Below are 16,859 nucleotides of genomic sequence, written 5' to 3'. Positions count from 1 at the left end.
GAGAAAGTTATGTTAAACTTTAGTATTTCAGAGGTTGCATATCGAGCATTTACCACAAAACAAGCACAGTCTATCGTAACTGCAAGTACATTAGACTTTAAAGACGCACTAGCAAGTGTAAAAGTCGAAAACCCTGCCAATAAGCAGACCGAAAGCTCTTACGACAAATACAATAAGAAAAAAGACGATAAACAAGTTGATAAAAAAGACGTCGTCAAAAAGAACGATAAAGATGAAACCGCTCCAGAAAAAGTTGATAAACCAGATAAGGCAGATAAATCTGATTCTGCTAATCAAACAGACAAATCGCAAGATAATCAAAAATCTGAAAAGACAGATAACACTGAGAAAACAGATGAGTCACAGAACACTGGCAATGTGACCGAAACAGAAGAAGTTGCCGAAACTAAGGAAGAGGTTGAAGTTACGGAGGTTGAGGTGTTTGCTATGATCGCTCAAAGCTTGCAAATCACTCCAGAGCAACTGACAGCTGTTATGGATAAATTGAAGATCACTCTCGAAGATATGGTCAACAATCCCGAACTTTTAGAAGATTTAATCAGCGAAGTTCATACTCTCAGTGACATAATGACAAACAAAGATTTAATGGACGGCATAGTAAAACTTAGAGATATGTTTAATCATAAAGATATCCGTGTGCGAGACGATACACAAGCTTCACATATCATAAATCAAACCGATGAGCTTGTTACCGAAGACGTTCTAACTACTGCTGACGATTTGGCTCCTCTGCGAGATTTTAAAAATAATAAGCAGATGGTCGACCAAACTCCAGTTCAAGAAAATGCCACAGCAAACGGAGAAAAAAGCATAACTCAAAAGGCAATCGCTGATGTAACTAAAGAAGTCGCCTCTCAGGCTCCTCGCCAGGAAGCCAAGTTAGAGCAAAATATTACTCAGCAAGGTGCCACTACTGCAACAACAAGCCAAACTTCTACTACTAATCACACTACTGCAACCATTGCTCCTACTGCTGCTCAAAATACGCTCACAGCAACAGCCGTTGGCGCAGCAGCAGAAACTACAGCAAATAATAATCAACAAGGTTCTAATCACAATAACCTAATGAATATGAATATTAATATTGAGGCTATGGCATCCAAATTACGTAGTACTCCGCAAGCCACCAATTTACACAATTTGAATAATGCTCCGCCAACGCCGCGTCTGCAAACTCCTATCGCGACGCAAATCGTGGATAAAATTCAGGTACTAACACTGACTGATGGCACGCAAATTACGGTCGACTTAGATCCACGTGACCTTGGACGACTCTCTCTTACTGTTACCGAAAACAGCGGAATTCTCAAAGCTGACATTAAGGTTGAAAGTGAAAAAGTCAGAGAGATGGTTCTTGATCAACTTGATAGTCTAAAAGAAACACTCGAGCAAAAAGGAGTTACTATTAGCGAATTCAGCGTTGATGTTCGGGATCAAGGTTTTCATTCTCAAATGGAGCAAGGAAAGAGTAAGTCACAAAGGCGTATTCAAGAGTTACTCAGCATGCATTTCGATGATGATGAGGAGGATGAGGAAGATTTGGGATTAGCGTCTGATGAAGTTCAACTTGAACCAACTCAAATTAGACATAATCAAAATGTAAATATTCAGGTGTAGAATCGACAACTTTTGCGTTACAGGAGGCATATAATGAGTGAAGTCAATAATTTAAGTTACATTGCTCCAGACAATGAAATAATTCAAAATAAACCAGAAACGAGAGAGCCCGATCAAGATTTAGGCAAAGATGCATTTATGAGCCTGCTTATCACACAGCTGCAATACCAAGATCCGCTCTCGCCTATGGATAATAGCGAAATGATGGCACAAATGGCGCAATTTACTGCTTTGGAGCAAATGATGAATGTTGCTTTGGCTACAAATAAACAAACAGCTCTTAGTATGGTTGGCAACTTTGTAGAGTATTCTTATAAAAACTTGGAAACAGGCAAAACTGAATATAGCTCTGGCAAAGTTGAGTATGTAAAAACGCAAGGTGACGATGCTCTTCTTGGTATTGGAGAAAACGAAGTTAAATTAGCAGATATTATACAGGTTTTAAACACAGAAAACGTAAAACCTCAAATTACTGCATTTGAAACTCTTGGCAAGACTGTTCAAGCGCAATCAGAGCATATGAATGACGACGGAATTGTAGAACCATCGTTAATAGAAGGTGAAGTATTGGAAATCAAACTCAAAGATGGCAAGCCATTTGTGGTTATTGGTACAGGCACTTATGAACTTGAAATTGACTTTGAGAAAGTAAAAAATGTTGTTGAAAATCCGTCCATCACGGGGCGCACTGTCACTGCGACAACAAACGATTATAACGGTAACCCAATCGAAGTTTCTGGAAAAGCTGAATATGTTTCAACTTTGAAAGATAATACGTATGTTTATGTAAATAATCAGTTTGTAAACTTCAATCAAATCACTTCGATTAAGTAGTGGCAGGCAATTACAGAGACATAGAATAATCTAAACATTACTAGAATAGCAAAAGCAATATCGGTTTGCTATACAAAGACGAGGAGGAAATTAGTTATGATGCGTTCACTTTTTTCTGGAGTTTCTGGACTTCAGAGTCACCAACTTAAAATGGATGTTATTGGTAATAATATTGCCAACGTAAATACTATTGGATTTAAATCACAAAGAGTTACCTTTGCGGATGTGTATTATCAAACCACTCAATCTGCTACTACAGCAAATGAAATGACTGGATTGGGCGGTATGAATGCTATGCAAATTGGTCTTGGAACATCTGTTTCGAGTATAGACATGCTGATGACACCTGGTTCTGCGCAAAGAACAGATAATCCATTCGACCTTATGATCGAAGACGACGCTATGTTTATAGTTTCAGATGCAACAGGAACTTACTATACTCGATCTGGCGCATTTCGCGTAGATGAAAGAGGAACACTGGTTATTCCAAATGGTATGAGAGTTCAGGGTTGGCCTGCAAATGAAATTGGCACAGAAATTATGCGTGGTACTGTTGGAGATTTAAAGCTCAATACTCCTGAAAACAACTCGGCAGATCCTCAGACTACTACAGATGTTAACATTACAGGAAATTTAAATGTTGATGACTCCATAAATGCGGATGGAACAACAGCAAGTCCCATTTATTCTGCAATCAAATTTTATGATACGCTGGGCACTCAATATAGTATGCCTATAACATTTACTGCGACAACTTTAGACGCAGCTCAAGGACAAACAGTTTGGACAATTGGTATTCCTGCTGATACGCTTACCACACCGCCAAATCCTTTTACTACCATAACAGATACGGATGGAAATCAATATTTAATAACACCACCAGTGCCAACTCCAAATCCAGCTGTTATCAAATTTGACGTCGATGGAGAAATTGTCTTAGACGGTACCGAGGAAATGCAATTCACGGCGATCAATCTTAGAAACGCATATGTACGCGACCCAGACGACCCATCTATTGCAACTCTAGCGCCTATTATAGCAGATGTTGGTACCCAAGGAACTGGCGGAGGAACTATAGAAGTAAACCTTAGCCTTCTTACCCAATATGATTCAATAACCAACTTAGACCCTAATATGGGAACACTAGACTTTAATGGGGCCGGAAAAGCTGCGGGCGAAATGCAAGGATTTGATGTAGGTACAGACGGAAAGATCACAGCTTATTATAGCAATGGCGATATAAAGCTTTTAGGCCAAGTTGCGGTAACGTACTTCGACAACCTGGCTGGTCTTGAGAAAGTAGCAGATAATGTGTTTAAGTCTACTGCAAACTCAGGAGATTTTGATGGTGTGGGCGCCGCTGGTTCATTTGCCACAGGTACTTTAGAGATGAGTAATGTTGACTTATCTAAGGAATTTACAGAGATGATTACCACACAAAGGGGATACCAAGCAAGTTCCAAAACTATTACCACTTCCGATGAGATGCTACAGGAACTCATCAACCTTAAGAGGTAATAATGTATGATAACAGTTACTAGATTAAATGGAAAAAAGTTTATTATTAACGCAGAATTAATTGAAACTATGGAGGAAACTCCAGATACCGTTATCACAATTCGAGATGGAAAAAAATTTGTGGTAATAGAAAGTATTGAAAATTTAATAGATCAGATTATAACTTATAAAAGATCTTGGTTTTTATTAGAGAGATTTGACAATCCCAATACATTATAGATAGGGATTAGTCTTATATAAAAAAAAGATTTAGCGAATGAGGTGAAAGAAAATGGATAAAGGAGCACCGTTAGGGTTATTTCTCGGAATATTGTTTATGGTCCTTGCTATTGGTTTTGATAAAATTGCAGACTTTATAGATATTCCATCAATACAAATCGTTTTTGGTGGACTTGTTGCAGCACTATTGCTTGCCAATCCTATGAACAAACTTGGACCGGGATTTTCTGCTTTTAAACTTATTTTTAAGGAAATTACTGTTAAACCCGAGAATTTAATTTCCCAAATTAATGAACTTGCGCAAGCTGCACGACGTGAGGGCTTGTTGGTTTTAGAAGAAAAAGCTCGCGATATGGAAGACCCTTTTATGCAAAAAGGGATTATGCTTATGGTTGACGGAACCGACCCAGAACTTATAAGAGATATTTTAGAAACAGAACTTGCATTTATGGAAGATCGTCATAAAGATAAGCAAGGGTTTTGGGAACACATCGCCGAACTTGGACCTGCTTGGGGAATGATCGGTACGCTTATTGGTTTGGTAAACATGCTTGCGCAACTAAGTGACCCGTCCACACTGGGTCCTTCAATGGCCGTTGCCTTAATAACAACGTTATACGGTTCGGTTATAGCCAATTTCGTTGCGGGTCCTTCTGTAAAAAAACTTAAGGGCAAAACTGCTGTCGAAGTTGTTGCACGACAAATGATGATAGAAGGACTTCTTTCTATTCAAGCCGGAGAAAATCCTCGAGTAATCGAAGAAAAATTAAAATCATTCTTAGCGCCATCTTTACGTGGTACTGAAGAAGACGCAGCGTAAGAGGGGGTGAGCTAAGTGGCAAAGAAGAAGAAAGAAGAAGAAGCTCCAGCTGGAGCACCCGCGTGGATGGCCACATTTAGTGACTTAATGACTTTGTTGCTATGCTTTTTCGTATTACTATTTAGTATGTCTAGTCTTGATATTGCCAAATTTACTGCATTTATAAACTCATACTCTGGCTCTACCGGGATTATTGACGGAGGAGAAGTTTTGCTCAATAGCAACGGGATGCTTGGTGGAGGAGTTGAAAATGTACCCGAAGAAGAAGATAGAAAAGCTGCCGAAAATATAAAGCAGATTACTATTGAAATGGAAAATATCAAAGAAGAATTAGATAAATTTCTAAAATCTGAAGGCCTTGACAATAAAGTTACTGTAGAACAAGATGGTGAAGAAGTTGTACTTACGTTTGAAGATTTTATGCTTTTTGACTCTGGTCTTGCAGTTATCAAACCAGACGGATTGGAAGTTCTTGGAAAAATCGGCAATGAAATTAAACAATATTTAGAAGATGATTACATCGCCAGAGCAGAAGGGCACACAGATAACCTTCCAATCAATTCTCTAATTTTTCCTAGCAACTGGGAACTTTCTGCATCTCGTGCCATTTCTGTTGCCAAATATTTAATTAATGACATAGGAATAAGTCCAATGCGAATTTCAGCGGAGGGATTTGGTGAGTTTTATCCTATCGCGACTAATGACACTCCTGAGGGGCGTGCTCAAAATCGTCGTGTAGAAATAAAAATAGCAAAAGATGCTATAGATTAAATTATATTTTTAGGGGGAGAGATATTATCTATGGATAAAAAAGTTATCATTATTATCAGTGTAGTGGGAGTAGTATTACTACTTACCATTTTGGGGGCAGTAGCGGCTGTTTTCTTTTTTATGAACCAAGCACCACCTGAGCCAGTTGATCCAAATAGACGTCCAGAAGAAATAGTTACAGTGGCATTAACTACTACTCTTATGGCTAATGTTTTGGACGAAAGCGGCGATGTTCATGTATTAAGAATTCACCCTGCATTTGAATTAAACGCAGAAAGCGATGGCATCGACATTTTGAATGCTACCACTTTTCCTTTGATGGAAATTAGAATTAGAGATGCCATTCTCACATTAGCCAGCACCTACACCTATGAAATGTTACTCGCACCTGGTGCACACTCTCGAGTTGCAATCGATATTAAAGATACTATAAATAAGTTGTTTGATACCGATGTAATTTTTGGAGTCATTTGGCAAGAATTTTTAGTTCAATAATTTACTTGTACTAAAATTTTAAATTGTGTTATAATATTAGAAAGTAGTATTTATTTAAAAAGGAGGTGGTAATTTGAGTGAGCTACTTTCACAAGAAGAAATAGACGCCCTCTTTGCGGCGCTTGATACTGGTGAATTAGACGTTGAAGAAATGAAGGAAAAGGACAAGGAAAGAATTGTTAAGGAATATAATTTTGCTCGTCCTACCAAATTTTCTAGAGAACATCTTAGAACTCTTGAACTTATGGGTGAAAACTATGCTAGATTAATCAGTCAATATTTATCTGGTCTTATGAGAACATTGGTTCCTATTAAGGTGGTAAGTTCTGAAGCAATAACATTTTCGGATTTCACTAGCTCATTGTCAAATCCGATTGCACTTGCTATAGTTGATCCCTACCCTCTAAAAAATAACATGCTTTTGGAGCTTTCAACCAACGTTGCTTTTGCCTTCCTAGAAAGACTTTTGGGCGGCGAAGGCACAGAGCTTGAGCATGTGAGGGAATTTACTAGTATAGAGCTGGTAATTTTGATTAGAGTTCTTGAACATTTTGTTGACTATATGCGAGAACCATGGGAAAATATGGTATCCCTAAAACCCCGCATGAGTCGTGTAGAAACCAATTCGCAAATTCTTAATATGATTGCCCCAACAGAAATGGTTGCTCTTATTACTTTTAGCATACAATTTGGTGCTGTAGACGGTCTTATGAATCTATGTATTCCATATCTAACTGTTGAACCTATTATGGATAAACTTAATACCTCGTACCAATTTCAAAGTTCTGACGATAAAAAAGCCGAGCGCAATACTAATGTTGAGTATTTATTAAAACGTGCAAATATTCCAATGAAAGCAGTAGTAGGGCAAACCCATATTACTGTTAAAGAATTTATTGAACTTCAAATAGGAGATATCATTAGGTTGGATACAACGATAGATTCTCTTATAGACGTATATGTAGGAAACGTGGTAAAATTTAAAGCGGTGCCTGGTATACACAAAAATAAATCAGCTGTACAAATTAAGCAAATACTAGATAAGGAGGATGATTAATGGCTGACGGAATACTTTCCCAAGAAGAAATAAACGCATTACTTGGCGGTGTAGTAGAAGAGCCAACAGGCGATGGGGGAAGATCATCATCTGGGCACGCACTTACTCCAGATGAAATCGATGCTTTAGGCGAAATCGGCAATATAAATATGGGTACTGCTGCCACCACATTATTTGCCCTTTTAAATCATAAAGTTATGATCACGACGCCTCATGTTGAATTATTAACAGCTCAGGAACTAATAGATTCTGTGGCGCCAGATATCGTTACTGTTTCTGTAGATTATACAGTAGGGCTATCTGGGACTAACTTATTGATGTTAAAGGAATCGGATGTTAGAATTATAGCCGATTTGATGATGGGTGGGGTGGGGTTAGATAACGGCGAAGAATTAAACGAGCTTCATTTAAGCGCAATATCAGAGGCAATGAATCAGATGATTGGTTCATCTTCTACATCTATGTCTCAGATGTTTGATAAAAAAATAGATATTTCACCACCACACGCCGTTCAATTTGAGTCTGCAAAAGACAAAATTGAGCAACTAATTTCCGGTGAAAATATGGTAGTTAAAGTATCTTTTAGAATGCAAATTCTAGATGATATTATAGACAGTGAACTAATGCAAATTTTGCCTATGAGCTTTGCAAAGGAATTGGTGGATAATCTTATGAACTCTATGTCAACTATGGGTGATGTTTCTTCACCGGAACCTCAACTAGAAACTAACAATGCACCTCAACAACAAAACTTACAGCAGCAACCACCGTATCCGCCGCCACAGCAGCAGATGCCGTATCCGCCACAGCAGATGCCCTATCCGCCGCAGCAGATGCCCTATCCGCCGCAGCAGATGCCCTATCCGCCGCAGCAGATGCCCTATCCGCCGCAGCAGCAATATCTTCCCGGAATGCCTCCAAGCAGCGTAGTATTCCAGCCAGATATGCAGATAGCCACACCACAATTTCAAAATTTTAATCAAATTGTAGTACCAACTGGGGCAGAAAATATTGATATATTGCTAGATGTTGCGCTTGAAGTATCAGTTGAACTGGGGCGTACTAAGAAAAAAATCAGAGAAATACTAGACTTTTCAGAAGGAAGCATTATAGAATTAGATAAACTTGTTGGCGAACCTATTGACATTTTAGTTAATGGTAAATTTATCGCCAGCGGAGAAGTTGTTGTAATTGATGAAAACTTTGGAGTTAGAATTAAGAGTATCATTAAACCTGAAAATAGAATATAACTAATACGAGATAGAGAATAGAAAGGAAGATTAATTTATGGCACAAACAATTTTGATAGTTGATGACGCAGCGTTTATGAGAATGATGATTAAAGATATTATAACTAAGAATGGTTATGAGGTTGCCGGAGAAGCTGAAAACGGGCAAATTGCAGTAGCGAAATATAAAGAACTTAAACCAGATCTCGTTCTTATGGATATTACCATGCCAGAGATGGATGGTATTCAGGCCGTTAAAGCTATTAAAGCAGCAGATGCAGGCGCAAAGGTTATTATGTGTTCTGCAATGGGTCAGCAAGCAATGGTTATAGAAGCAATCCAAGCAGGCGCTAAAGACTTTATTGTCAAACCATTTCAAGCCGATCGCATCTTGGAAGCTGTAAAAAAAGTTTTAGGCTAATGCAATATGCTGAAATCATTTTTCTACTAGTTAGCTTCGTAGTACTTTTGTTAGTTGTATTGTATTTTACCAAACATAAAGTTTCACACAAAAATTCAAACATGCAACTAATGGAGGTATTACCTCTTAATTTCAATCAATATGTATATATTATAAGAGTAGGAAATGAATTTCATTTATTTTGTGGGGGCAAAGAAGGTATGGCTTATGGGGGCCAGCTTGGTAGAGAAGGCCTTAGTTTCGAAGACAATTTAGCATTTAGTAAAGTTTTTGATAAATCGAAGATAAAATGGCAAAAGGAGTGTAAAAAAGATGGGTAAATTAGTATTGTTTTTATGCTTCTTACTTGTGCCAACTAGGGTATTTTCACTTGACGCATTAAACTCAATAACACAGTCTCCAGAGTTCGGAACTAGTCTGCAATTAGTTTTTTTTATAACATTTTTGGGACTAATCCCTACTCTTTTGTTAGTAAGCACTTCATTTACTAGAATAATTATTACACTTTATTTTTTAAAAACAGCTATGGGAACTCAGCAAATGCCTCCAAATCAAGTTGTAATAGGACTTGCTTTATTTTTAACATTTTTTGTTATGAGTCCAGTTGTTTCTACAATTAACACAGAGGCTATTGTCCCCTATTCTGAAGGTCAAATATCTCAAATGGAATTTTTAGAACAAGCCGCGGCACCTATAAAAGAGTTCATGGTAATGCAAACACGCGATGAAGACATAAAGCTTTTTATGGATTTATCTAATCAACCTGCAATAGTTGATGAGACTAATATCCTTGCTCAGCTTCCGTATCACATAGTCGTTCCCGCGTTTATTATAAGCGAAATACGAGCTGGTTTTGTTATCGGCTTCCTAATGTATTTACCGTTTATTATAATAGACATGGTTGTCGCATCTGTACTCATGGCAATGGGGATGATGATGTTACCTCCCGCTATGATTTCATTACCTTTTAAAATATTAATATTTATCATCGTTGACGGCTGGCATCTAATTATTGGAGAATTGGTAGAAACATTTAATTTGTAAAGGAGAATATATGGAAGGGCAAATAATAGACGTTATGCGAGAAACTATAATGCTGCTAATTAAAGTGGCTTCACCTATACTATTAGTTGCCCTAAGCGTGGGGCTAATAGTTAGTATTTTTCAAACAGTTACGTCAATCCAAGAGCAAACGCTTGCTTTTATTCCAAAAATTCTAGCAGTTTTTGCTGCGATTATTTTCTTTGGCCCTTGGATGTTGACTATGCTTAGTCAATTTGTTACCGATATTATTTCAAAATTTTCAGATTTTATTGTGTAGGTTGAATTATGGAGAACATATTAGATTTATACGCATATACTGATGTTTGGTTATTAATATTTGTTCGAATTGTGGCTGTACTATCTTTATTTCCAATAATATTAGAGACTAAAGTTCCTGCAACTGTTGTTGCTATGCTTGCTATCATCTTAACTATGATAGTGTTTTTCACGATACCTCAGGGGACAATTTCTTATGCAAACACTTGGCTTGGCTACTCTATTTTGGTTATTAAAGAAATGCTAGTTGGAATGGTGTTAGGATTTGGAGTTTTGATCTTCTTTCAAGTTCTTAATTTTACGGGGCAGCTTTGGTCTAATCAGGGAGGCTTATCTATGAGCCAGTTTTATGACCCTGCCTTGGGGGCTCAAATTCCAGTTTTGGGTAGATTTTTAACTCTTGGTTTTTCTACTATTTTTGTATTATCGGGTGGATACCACTATTTTATTTCTGCCCTTATCAAAACGTTTGAATATATTCCACTCGGAACACAATTTTTTAATCCTTCCATTAGCATAACTATTTTAGATGCCGTCGCTATATTTTTTGAGCTTGGATTTAAACTTGCAACTCCTATTCTCGGAACTATTTTGCTTATTGATGTAGGACTTGGTATCCTTGCTCGTACCGTACCTCAAATGAACATGTTTGTTATAGGGTTGCCTCTCAAATTGCTAATTTTGATTTTTTTACTAATCACTATAGTAAATTATATACCAGAATATGGAAACATAATTATCGACAACATGAAAAACACTTACTTCGACTTGCTAGAGGGGCTGACGAATGGATCATAAATTAAATTTGCAATTTTTTGCAAGAGCAGAACAAGAAGGTAGAACAGAAACAGCAACAAGCAAAAAACGTTCAGATGTTCGTAAAAAAGGACAGGTTGTAAAAAGTGCCGAACTTAATACAGCACTGATTTTACTTGCTTTTTTTATAATTATGAGAATTTTAGCTCCTTATTACGTAAGTCAATGTTCTAACGTTTTCAAAAATATTATGGCTCAAATGAGAACTATTGTTGTTGAATTTAATAAGCAGCATTTCCTGCATATTATTCGCGATTCTTTAATAAATATAATTTTAATCAATGGTATCTTATTTATTGTGTTATTTTTGGTAGCTTTTCTGGCTAGCTATTGGCAAGTGGGATTTAAAGTTACTTTAGAGCCTCTAAAACCTAAGCTCAATAAATTTAATCCTGTGAATGGTTTTAAAAAAATCTTTGGAATTCGTGATTCATTAATTGAGCTTTTAAAAAACCTTTTTAAGGTAATTATTCTAGGAACTGTATTTTATAACACCATAATCTCACAGATTCCGTCTTTTTTAGGATTCTATGACCTAACTATACAAAACATTGCAATCTATGTTGCGGATGTTATTCGACAAATTGGAACAAACGTTGGGCTTGCCTTTTTAGTTCTTGCGTATGGAGATTATAGATGGCAAAAATATAAGTTTGAAGATAGTATTAAAATGACAAAACATGATGTTAAAGAAGAATTTAAGCAGTCTGAAGGTGACCCTGCTGTCAAAAGTAAGATTAGACAAAAAATGCGTGAAATGTCTATTAGCCGTATGATGAAAACTGTACCTGAGGCAGACGTTATTATAACAAATCCAACACATTTCGCTGTTGCCATTTATTATGATAGAGTTAAGGGCATTGCCCCTGTTGTAGTGGCCAAGGGTACCGACAATATGGCTCAGAGAATTAAGGAAATTGCGGCTATTTCAAATGTTCAAATAGTTGAAAACAAACCTCTTGCACGCGCACTTTATTATACAGTCGATATAGGAAGCGCCATACCTCAAGAATTGTATGAAGCCGTTGCCGAAGTATTAGCCTTCGTTTATCGACTAGAAAATAGACTATAAGGAGGTACACAAGAGTAATGATACGATCAGGAGATGCAATTTTAGGTATTTTTGTCCTACTAATATTGGCACTCATTTTAATCCCGTTACCGGAACAACTGCTTAGTGTCTTGCTGATAATCAACATTTCGTTAACAGCAATGATCTTGCTTAGTGCGTTATTCTCCAAAGAATCTTTGGATTTATCTCTATTTCCAACGATGTTACTTGTAACAACGATCTTTAGACTTGGTCTGAATATTGCATCCACTCGACTTATTCTTGTAGAAGCTTATGCCGGCCCTGTCATAGAGGCATTTGGAGTTTATGTTTCTGATGGTAATATAGTAATTGGAGTTATCATTTTTATAATTATTTCTATTGTAAACTTTATGGTTATCACCAAAGGTTCGGGACGTGTTGCCGAGGTTGCTGCGAGATTTACACTAGACGCTATGCCAGGTAAGCAAATGGCAATTGATGCCGATCTTAACTCTGGGTATATCGATGAAGATATGGCAAAGCTACGACGAAAAAAAATTCAAGACGAAGCCAGCTTTTTTGGAGCCATGGATGGTGCATCTAAGTTTGTTCAAAATGATGCCTTGGCTGGTATTTTAATCTCATTTATAAATATCATTGCTGGATTAATAATAGGAATTGTAAACCTGGATATGGAAGTTGCAGAAGCACTTAATACATACACTATCCTAACAATTGGAGACGGTTTGGTAAGTGCTATCCCTTCACTTTTTATTTCTACCGCAACAGGTCTTTTGGTTACTAAAACCGACCAAGACTCTAATATCAGCCACGCGTTATTTGGACAATTTGCATATTCGCCGCTTGTTCTATATTTAGCAGCGTTTGCTATTATTGCCCTAGGTCTTGGAACTCCTATCGGACCTGTCTTTACAGTGCCTATTGGAATTTTATGGATTGTATTAGGTCGCCGACTAAGTACTCTTCAACAAGTTAAAGAAGTTGAAAAAGAAATCGAACAAGAAGATATCGAAGCGTCTGAAATTAGAAAACCAGAAAATGTTCTTGGATTACTTCAGGTTGATCCAATCGAGCTTGAGTTTGGATATGGTATCATTCCGCTTGCAGATTCAGCTCAAGGCGGAGACTTATTTGATAGGGTTATTATGATTAGACGACAGATTGCTCTTGAGCTTGGAACAGTGGTTCCTATTATTCGCATAAGAGATAACATTCAGCTTCCTCCGAACGTATATAGTATAAAAATTAAGGGAATCGAAGTTGCTAGAAGTGAAATTATGTTTGATCACTACATGGCAATGGATCCTGGATATGTAGAAGAGGAAATAGAAGGAATTAAGACTATCGAACCTGCCTTTGGACTACCCGCTCTATGGATTAATGAATCTCAGCGCGAAAAAGCAGAAATTCGTGGTTATACCGTTGTTGATGGTCCTTCTATTATCGCAACACATCTAACAGAAGTTATTCGAGATAATATTGCAGAACTCTTATCACGCCAAGATACAAAAGCATTGCTTGATAATATAAAAGAACAGCACGAAGCGCTTTTATCGGATTTGACTCCAAAACTTCTCACTCTTGGAGACATTCAAAAAGTTTTGGCAAATCTATTGAGCGAAAGTGTTTCTATTCGAGACCTTCCTACTATCTGTGAAATTTTGGCAGATTATGCAGGTTCCATTAGAGACACCGATGTACTGACAGAATATGTAAGACAAGGGCTTGCAAGAGCTATTTCTAAAAAAGTTTTTGTAGGGTCCACTAACCAAGTTATTACGCTTGACCCCGCCATAGAACAAATGATTATGGGAGCAGTCCAGCATACAGAGCAAGGCTCTTACGTAGCACTTGATCCAGCTGTATTACAGAAGATAATTAATAATCTAAAAAAAGAAGTTGGCAAATTAACTTCTATTGGATTATCGCCTATTATTTTAACCTCTCCTATAGTTAGAATATATTTTAAACAACTGACTAATCAATATATATCGGATCTAATAGTAATTTCATATAATGAAATCGCTCCAAATGTTGAAATTCAATCTATAGGAATGGTGAGTGCTTAAATGAGAATTTTAAAAATTACTGGCAAAGACGAAGAATCAGTTAAAAATGAAATAATGAAAGAATACGGTGATAATGCAATTATTGTAAATAGCTCTGAAGAAAGAAAAACAGGGCTATTGGGTTTATTCAAAAAAGGCGATTGGAGTATAACAATTGCCCTTGATGAATCCAACACTTTTAATTTTTCGCGACCAACAACTTCTGATATCCAAGATGAGGCAATCGAAGAAGGCGCTGATTTTATTAAGCAGTTAGATAATCTTAAATCTCCCTTTCCAGAGCCCAAAATCAAAGTTGATAATATTCAGTTATCTATGCAGCCTACTAAAAATATAGAAGATACTATTATTTCAGAAGAAAAAATTCCTTTCGAAAAAATTTTAAAACAATCTATGCTAGAAGAAGGAATCGAAGAATCCATAATTGATGATATTTTAGACCAAGTTAGTGAAAACACTGTTGACGGAATCAGCCGTGCATTATATAATACTCTCACAAGTGTTATGCCAAAATTTAATTACAATATTCCAAGAGTTACCTTTTTTGTTGGATCTACGGGCGTTGGCAAAACAACAACCATTGCCAAGCTGACTGCTATAAAAGTGTTAGAAGAAAACAAAAAAGTAGTTTTACTTACTGCTGACACATATAGAATTGCTGCTGTTGCCCAACTCAAAACTTATGCCGAAATATTAAACGTAGAAATTGAAACTATATTTGAACCATCTGATATTCCAAAATATTTGCAAAAATGGAAAGATGCGGATTATATTTTTATTGATACTGCGGGACGCTCACACAAAGATTTTAATCAACTTGGTGAACTTAAAGAATTACTAGCAACGGTAGAGGAAAAGCAAGTATTCTTAGTTTTAAATATGAACACTCAATATAAAGACATTCAAAGTATTGTTCCAATTTATAAAAATCTAGTTGATCGTTTTGCTCTAATTATAACTAAATTAGATGAAACAGACGGAATTGGAAATTTATTAAATATTGCTTCATGTACAAAAACAGAAATAGCATATATCACCACAGGACAAAACGTACCTGAAGATATTGAAAAATTTGAAACTCTAAAATATGTCAGATTATTATTAGGGAGAATAAAATATGAGTGATCAAGCCGCTACTTTGAGAGATATAGTTAATAGCAAAACACCTCCTACACGCAATACTCTAAAAATTTTTACTGTTACTAGCGGAAAAGGTGGAGTTGGAAAAAGTAATTTTACTGCAAATATTGCCCTAGCTTTAAAAGAGCTTGGGCAAAGAGTACTTATATTAGATGCCGATTTTGGACTTTCTAATATCGACTTAATACTCGGTGTTAGACCCAGATACAATCTAGCGCATCTTCTAGCAGGTAACTTAAGTTTACAAGAAGTAATTACCAACACTCCATACGGAATTTCTTTTATTTCGGGTGGAAATGGTGTGAAAGAAATGTTATACTTAGATAAGTTCCAAATTGAAAAAGTTGCCATTGAACTTAGCACGCTTGCCGAAGTTGCAGATGTCGTTCTAATAGATACTGGCGCTGGAATTAATGATATAGTAATTAAGTTTTGTGAAATAGCTGATGAAGTGTGTTTAATTGTAACTCCAGACCCTTCATCGATAACTGATGCATATGCTTTATTAAAAACTTTCACCAAAGATTTTTTTGTTGAAGCCAAATACAATGTTATTTTAAATGGAGTGGATTCTCCTAATGAGGGTATGAGCGTATTCAAAAAAATTGATACTGTTTCAAAATCTTTTTTAAATTTAAATCTCCATTTTAAAGGTTATATCCCTTATGATACAAACCTTGTAAAGGCTGTACGAAAAAGCCAACCTATATATTATATAAATAGAAATGCACAAGCTAGCATAGCATATAATAATATAGCTAAAAATTTACTGCATTATCAGGACACTCAAGAATCAGCCTTATTAAACAAAGAACCTCTTGTCAGTAAATTGAGGCGTATATTAAAAAACCAAAGGTGAGTATAAATGATAATACAATCTGGTAATACATTTAAGTACGTAGTTGTAATAGGAGTTAGTACTGGGGGACCACAAACTCTAAAAGAATTATTTAGCAACCTCCCCAAAGAATTACCCCTAACATATGTTGTTGTTCAACATATGCCCGAAGGATATATTCCTAATATGGCTCATAGAATTAATCAAATCAGCTCACTTACAATTAAAACAGCCGTAAATGGTGATATCTTGCGACAAGGTGAAGTTTATATATCTCCTGGAGGACATCAGTGCCAAATTATTAATGCGGCAATACCAACAATAAAAATTACAACTGCAGCTCACTATAAAGGATACCGACCATCCGTAAATTTGTTATTTTCATCACTTGCAAAATTAAATATCAATTCTATAGGCATTGTACTTACGGGTATGGGCCAGGATGGTCTAGACGGAGTACAAGATTTAAGAAATACCAATAAAAGTACAATTATTGTGCAAGATCAAGCCAGTTCTGTAGTATATGGAATGCCTAGAGCTATCTATGACGCAAAATTGCACGACCACATTGTAAGTATAAACGAAATGTCAAATCTAATTAAAAAGTTAGTGAGGTAAAA

General features: G+C 36.4%; 18 protein-coding genes. All 18 read left to right on the top strand.

Features of this window, described 5'->3' with window-relative positions; all coding sequences use genetic code 11:
* Positions 1 to 9: 9 nt before the first annotated feature.
* The 18 genes from PCY70_RS02925 (at position 10) to PCY70_RS02840 (ending at position 16,857) form a co-directional block, all read left to right on the top strand.
* Entirely contained in the window at positions 10 to 1,638 is a 1,629-nt protein-coding gene (locus tag PCY70_RS02925; RefSeq protein ID WP_305768377.1) for a flagellar hook-length control protein FliK, read from the top strand.
* 33 nt (positions 1,639 to 1,671) lie between these two features.
* Complete coding sequence (locus tag PCY70_RS02920; protein WP_010167657.1) at positions 1,672 to 2,472, top strand: flagellar hook capping FlgD N-terminal domain-containing protein; 801 nt, start codon at positions 1,672 to 1,674, stop codon at positions 2,470 to 2,472.
* A 96-nt stretch (positions 2,473 to 2,568) separates the two neighbouring features.
* Complete coding sequence (locus PCY70_RS02915; RefSeq protein ID WP_010167659.1) at positions 2,569 to 3,990, top strand: flagellar hook protein FlgE; 1,422 nt, start codon at positions 2,569 to 2,571, stop codon at positions 3,988 to 3,990.
* Between the two features lie 6 nt (positions 3,991 to 3,996).
* A complete protein-coding gene (locus PCY70_RS02910; protein ID WP_305768376.1) occupies positions 3,997 to 4,209 on the top strand; it encodes a flagellar FlbD family protein in 213 nt (70 codons plus the stop codon).
* Positions 4,210 to 4,261: 52 nt separating this feature from the next.
* Positions 4,262 to 5,029 (top strand): motility protein A, encoded by a 768-nt coding sequence (locus tag PCY70_RS02905; RefSeq protein WP_305768375.1) that lies wholly within the window; start codon positions 4,262 to 4,264, stop codon positions 5,027 to 5,029.
* A 15-nt stretch (positions 5,030 to 5,044) separates the two neighbouring features.
* On the top strand, positions 5,045 to 5,800 hold the full coding sequence (locus PCY70_RS02900; protein WP_010167665.1) for an OmpA/MotB family protein: 756 nt from the start codon (positions 5,045 to 5,047) through the stop codon (positions 5,798 to 5,800).
* Between the two features lie 30 nt (positions 5,801 to 5,830).
* Positions 5,831 to 6,295: a flagellar basal body-associated FliL family protein gene (locus tag PCY70_RS02895; RefSeq protein ID WP_305768374.1), complete on the top strand. Its 465-nt coding sequence runs from the start codon at positions 5,831 to 5,833 to the stop codon at positions 6,293 to 6,295.
* Between the two features lie 73 nt (positions 6,296 to 6,368).
* Positions 6,369 to 7,352, top strand: coding sequence for a flagellar motor switch protein FliM (fliM, locus tag PCY70_RS02890; RefSeq protein WP_305768373.1), 984 nt, complete (start codon positions 6,369 to 6,371; stop codon positions 7,350 to 7,352).
* The gene (gene fliY / locus PCY70_RS02885; RefSeq protein WP_305768372.1) at positions 7,352 to 8,602 is read left to right on the top strand and encodes a flagellar motor switch phosphatase FliY; all 1,251 of its coding nucleotides are present in this window, start codon (positions 7,352 to 7,354) and stop codon (positions 8,600 to 8,602) included. The genes fliM and fliY overlap by 1 nt, the downstream gene beginning before the upstream one ends.
* A gap of 37 nt (positions 8,603 to 8,639) precedes the next feature.
* Positions 8,640 to 9,002 (top strand): response regulator, encoded by a 363-nt coding sequence (locus PCY70_RS02880; RefSeq protein ID WP_010167672.1) that lies wholly within the window; start codon positions 8,640 to 8,642, stop codon positions 9,000 to 9,002.
* 312 nt (positions 9,003 to 9,314) lie between these two features.
* Entirely contained in the window at positions 9,315 to 10,046 is a 732-nt protein-coding gene (fliP, locus tag PCY70_RS02875) for a flagellar type III secretion system pore protein FliP (RefSeq protein ID WP_029488124.1), read from the top strand.
* Positions 10,047 to 10,056: 10 nt separating this feature from the next.
* Positions 10,057 to 10,323, top strand: coding sequence for a flagellar biosynthesis protein FliQ (gene fliQ / locus PCY70_RS02870; RefSeq protein WP_010167679.1), 267 nt, complete (start codon positions 10,057 to 10,059; stop codon positions 10,321 to 10,323).
* An 8-nt stretch (positions 10,324 to 10,331) separates the two neighbouring features.
* Entirely contained in the window at positions 10,332 to 11,120 is a 789-nt protein-coding gene (gene fliR / locus PCY70_RS02865) for a flagellar biosynthetic protein FliR (protein ID WP_010167681.1), read from the top strand.
* Complete coding sequence (gene flhB, locus PCY70_RS02860) at positions 11,110 to 12,210, top strand: flagellar biosynthesis protein FlhB (protein ID WP_010167683.1); 1,101 nt, start codon at positions 11,110 to 11,112, stop codon at positions 12,208 to 12,210. The genes fliR and flhB overlap by 11 nt, the downstream gene beginning before the upstream one ends.
* Positions 12,211 to 12,227: 17 nt before the next feature.
* Positions 12,228 to 14,261, top strand: a complete 2,034-nt coding sequence (gene flhA, locus PCY70_RS02855) for a flagellar biosynthesis protein FlhA (protein WP_010167685.1) — start codon at positions 12,228 to 12,230, stop codon at positions 14,259 to 14,261.
* Complete coding sequence (gene flhF / locus PCY70_RS02850) at positions 14,262 to 15,386, top strand: flagellar biosynthesis protein FlhF (RefSeq protein WP_305768371.1); 1,125 nt, start codon at positions 14,262 to 14,264, stop codon at positions 15,384 to 15,386.
* The gene (locus tag PCY70_RS02845) at positions 15,379 to 16,260 is read left to right on the top strand and encodes a MinD/ParA family protein (RefSeq protein ID WP_010167689.1); all 882 of its coding nucleotides are present in this window, start codon (positions 15,379 to 15,381) and stop codon (positions 16,258 to 16,260) included. The genes flhF and PCY70_RS02845 overlap by 8 nt, the downstream gene beginning before the upstream one ends.
* Positions 16,261 to 16,266: 6 nt before the next feature.
* Positions 16,267 to 16,857: a CheB methylesterase domain-containing protein gene (locus tag PCY70_RS02840; protein ID WP_305768370.1), complete on the top strand. Its 591-nt coding sequence runs from the start codon at positions 16,267 to 16,269 to the stop codon at positions 16,855 to 16,857.
* Positions 16,858 to 16,859: the final 2 nt, after the last annotated feature.

The organism is Candidatus Epulonipiscium viviparus, from assembly GCF_030708075.1.
Classification (GTDB): domain Bacteria; phylum Bacillota; class Clostridia; order Lachnospirales; family Cellulosilyticaceae; genus Epulonipiscioides; species Epulonipiscioides viviparus.
The sequence above is the reverse complement of the archived record's forward strand: the minus strand, read 5'-3'. Positions and strand labels throughout refer to the sequence as shown.